Genomic DNA, 3914 nt, shown 5'->3' on the forward strand with positions numbered 1-3914 from the left:
TCGGATTTTGCGTTAGGGCGTGTAGTGGCGGCGGAGCCGTTGCGGAACGGAGCCTTGCGAAGTGAGAGCAATGGAGCACTGATGTGCGGAACCACGAAAGGCCCGACCCGAACGAAAGTGAGGGAAACGCCCAGAAAAGTTGGAGAAAATTATGGCAATTGATAAATATGAAATCGTAATCGGCTGTGAGATTCACACGCAGCTTCTTACAAAAACAAAGGCTTTTTGCGCCTGCGAGAACAAATACGGCGGAATGCCGAACACGCGAGTTTGCCCGGTTTGTCTTGGCTTGCCGGGAGCTATGCCGCGCATTTCAAAAGGCTATGTGGAGCTTGGGGCGGTTGCCGGTCTTGCTTTGAACTGCAATATCGCGCGCTTTACAAAATTTGACCGCAAGCATTATTTTTATCCTGACCTTGCGAAAGGCTATCAGATTACGCAGTACGATATTCCGCTTTGCGCAGACGGACACGTTGACTTGCCGCTTTCGCATTATTCAAAGGACGAGCAGGAAGGCGGAGCAAAATTCCGGCCGAACAATTTCAAGGGCGAGAACTGCATCGTTGAGAATGAGGGCAAAAAATACCGCCGCGTGAGAATCGAGAGAATCCATCTTGAGGAAGACGTAGGAAAGTCGCTCCACTTGCCGGGAAAACATTCCTATATCGACTACAACCGCTCGGGAACTCCGCTAATTGAGATTGTTACAAAGCCTGATATGACTTCTCCTGACGAGGCCGCGCTTTTTATGCAGACTGTTCAGGAAATTTTGCGCTACGTTAAAGTTACAAACGGAAACCTTGAGGAAGGAAATATGCGCTGCGACGCAAACATCAACCTCAACGTCTGGGAGGACGGAAAACTTTACCATACTCCGATTTCCGAAATCAAAAACCTTAACTCTTTCAAGTCAATCCGCGAGGCGTGTGCTTACGAGGCAAAACGCCAGCTTAAGGAATTTGAGGAAGACCGTCAGGAATTCAATCCGGGCTACAAGAACACGATGAACTGGGACGAGGACAAGGGCGTTACGCAGATTATGCGTACAAAGAATTCTTTTGTTGACTACCGTTTTGTCGTTGAGCCTGACATCAAGCCGTTCAAGGTGAACGAGGAGCTTATTTCGCGCGCGGAAAGCAGAGTGGGCGAGCTTCCTGAGGCAAAGAGAATCCGTTTGCAGAAGCAGTTCGGGCTTTCTGATTTTGACGTTGAGACTTTGACTTCTTCACGCGAGCTTGCGCTTTGGTTTGAAGAGGCCGCGAAAGGCGCGAAAGACGTTAAAAAAGTTGCGAACTGGATTCTTGCCGAGCTTCTCGCGGTTCTTAACGAGCAGCGAAAGACAATCAGCGAGGTGAATATCACTCCGAAGCACATAACCGAGCTTGTGAACGCGATTGCGGACAAGAAAATCTCGAACGCGCAGGGAAAGGCCGTTTTTGCGAAAATGCTCGAGACTTCAAAAATGCCGGCTGAGATTATCAAGGAAGAGGGAATGGAGACTGTTTCTGATTCCGGCGCAATCGAGGCGATTGTTGACAAGGTTATCGCTGATAATCCGAAAGCGGTAGCGGACTTTAAGGCCGGAAAGACAAACGTTGTCGGCTGGCTTACAGGCCAGGTGATGAAGGCTTCTAAGGGAAAGGCGAACCCTGGAATCGCGTCGAAACTCGTGGGCGAGAAACTGGCTAAGCTGTAAGGCTGTAAAAAAAGCAAAATGACAGAAATCAATATTCTTGCAGAGAGCATAAAATCTCGTTTCGGGACTGTAAAAAGAGCGCGCGGAAATTTTCTGTACACAGAAAAGCGCGTTCGTCTTACTGATATGTTTTTGGAAGGCGGCCGGGCTGTTTTGGGCTGGGGAAGCGATTTTTTTAGCGGCTGGACGATTTTTAAGAACATAATAAGCCGCGGTCTTACAGGAAGTTTTGTTACGGATTTTAATGCTGTTTCAAAAAATTCTGGACTTTCAAGACTGAGCCGTGCCGTAAGCGCCTTGCTGAATGATGAAAGAATTGCAGTTATTTGTAATTCAAAAGAAGATGCTCTTAAAAAAAGCCTTGCCATAAGCAAAGACGGAACTTTTGTTTATCGTCCGTGGAATGCGCAGAATATTGACTGGAAAAATGCCGCCTGTGTTTTGATTGCTCCTCCGCTTGCCTGGGCGCAGAATATCTGGATTGTCGCTGTAAAAAGCGAGTTTATTGAAGATTCAAAAATCGATTTTTGTTCTGCTTTTATTCCAGCGGCTTTAGAAGCTGCGGTAACGCGTTCTTTTTATGATTTAATAAAAGCACTTCAGGTTCGCGAAGAAAAAGACTGGTTTAAATACGACAAAGTTTTGACAAAATACTGGACGAGAAAGGGGCCTTGGCTTTTTCCGAAAATTCCGCAGGAAAAATACGAGAACTTTGTTCAGCATTGTCTGGACTGCGATCTTGTCGTAAGCCCGTTTTTTTCTGTTCCGAGCATTGTTCCTTTTGGAGCAGATTCTGGAGTTTTTAAAAAGCTGGAAAAATCACCTTTTGACTTTTAAAAATTTTAAGTATGCGGGTAAGAAAAAATGCTTGAAAGCGAAGTGGTTTTTTACATTGTAAAACTTGTTTTTGGCGGAATTACTGCTTTTTTAGCAATTTTGCTTTTGAGCCGGACGCGTGATTCTGTCTGGATTTTTATGGTTTGCGGAGCAATTTTTAGTTACACAGGCCTTGTTTTTGAGCTTCTCTTAAAAGTTGGAATCATAAGCGAATTTTCTTTAAAAATTTTCAATCTTCCGTTTGTGCCGCTTTTTTTTACGGTAGTTCCAGCAATTTTCTTTATAATTTCTTTTATCTTAAAAATAATCCGTGCGAGAAAATAGGAAAATAAAAATGACAGTGCTTCAATTTTGGAATGAATATTTGGCAAAAACCGGGCAAAAACCACAAGAGGCTGTCTATAACGGCGAGCTTTGTTTTGAAGATTCGGGCTGGACAGGTCAGTCGCAGCTAAATCTCGTGCTTGGCGAAAAAAAAACTGCAATCTTTACACCTTTTCCTTCTTTTGAAATAAACCGCGAAAAGCTCCCTGTTGCCGGCGAAGTTTACGTCGTGGAAGATACTCAGGAGAATCCTTGCGCTGTAATCCGCATAAAAGATGTAAAAATAATTCCGTTCAGCCAAATCAGCTGGGAACTTGCGCAGCAGGACGGCGAAGACGAAAATCTTGAAGCCTGGCAGGAAAAAGAGCGTGACTTTTTTGAGGAAGAAGCCGACCTTTGCGGTTTTGATTTTGACGAAGAAATGCCCGTTGTCTGTGAAATTTTCGAATTAGTCTACAAAAAAAATTAAAACTTTTAAAATCCAAAGTTTAAAATCGAATTTTTGTGTGCTATAATTTTATATTAGAAAAGCATTTTTTAATGTTTGGAGGAATTAAATTATGGCAAAAAAAAGTTTTTCTGTTGAAAAGTTGATTATTCAGCTTTCTCTTGGTTTGTTGCTGGCTGTCGGCGGTATTTGGGGCTTGCAGGGCGGCGGAGATTTTGGAATTAACTCTCTAAAAAGCGTGTTTAGCGGCAGCGCAGAAAACATTGCGGTAATTGTTTTTTCAATAATCGAACTTCTTGCAGGAATTTATCTTGTTCTTGAACTTTTTATCGGTAGTCTCGGACAGTTTAAAAGCATTCTGATGCTTATTATTATGATTGTCTGGATTGTTGCAATTGTCTTGAGCGATTTTATCGACGGAAATTTCCACAATTTTATGAAATGGCTCTGGAATTTTGCAGGCCATCTGGTAGTTTTAGGCTCGATTCTTTACTGCAAAAACTAATTTTTTGGGCGCCACCCGCTTTGCGGGTCGGAGTACTGCGGGCTTCGGTGCCCTCGGTGCTTTTGCACCGGCTGCGCCGCCCTCCGTGTTCCTGGCGCTTTTTT

Annotated in this window: 5 protein-coding genes; all 5 read left to right on the plus strand. The window is 44.0% G+C overall.

Going from position 1 to position 3914, the window contains the following annotated elements:
- The first annotated feature begins 151 nt into the window (after positions 1-151).
- Entirely contained in the window at positions 152-1696 is a 1545-nt protein-coding gene (gene gatB / locus B4N75_RS00750; protein WP_296706328.1) for an Asp-tRNA(Asn)/Glu-tRNA(Gln) amidotransferase subunit GatB, read from the plus strand.
- A gap of 18 nt (positions 1697-1714) precedes the next feature.
- Positions 1715-2533, plus strand: coding sequence for a hypothetical protein (locus B4N75_RS00755; RefSeq protein ID WP_296668409.1), 819 nt, complete (start codon positions 1715-1717; stop codon positions 2531-2533).
- A 27-nt stretch (positions 2534-2560) separates the two neighbouring features.
- A complete protein-coding gene (locus tag B4N75_RS00760) occupies positions 2561-2857 on the plus strand; it encodes a hypothetical protein (RefSeq protein WP_296668411.1) in 297 nt (98 codons plus the stop codon).
- A 10-nt stretch (positions 2858-2867) separates the two neighbouring features.
- Positions 2868-3326 (plus strand): ASCH domain-containing protein, encoded by a 459-nt coding sequence (locus B4N75_RS00765; protein ID WP_296668413.1) that lies wholly within the window; start codon positions 2868-2870, stop codon positions 3324-3326.
- A 91-nt stretch (positions 3327-3417) separates the two neighbouring features.
- Positions 3418-3810, plus strand: coding sequence for a hypothetical protein (locus tag B4N75_RS00770; protein ID WP_296023231.1), 393 nt, complete (start codon positions 3418-3420; stop codon positions 3808-3810).
- The last annotated feature ends 104 nt before the right edge of the window (positions 3811-3914 follow it).

The sequence above is a fragment of the Treponema sp. UBA7570 genome (genome assembly GCA_002477955.1).
GTDB lineage: Bacteria > Spirochaetota > Spirochaetia > Treponematales > Treponemataceae > Treponema_D.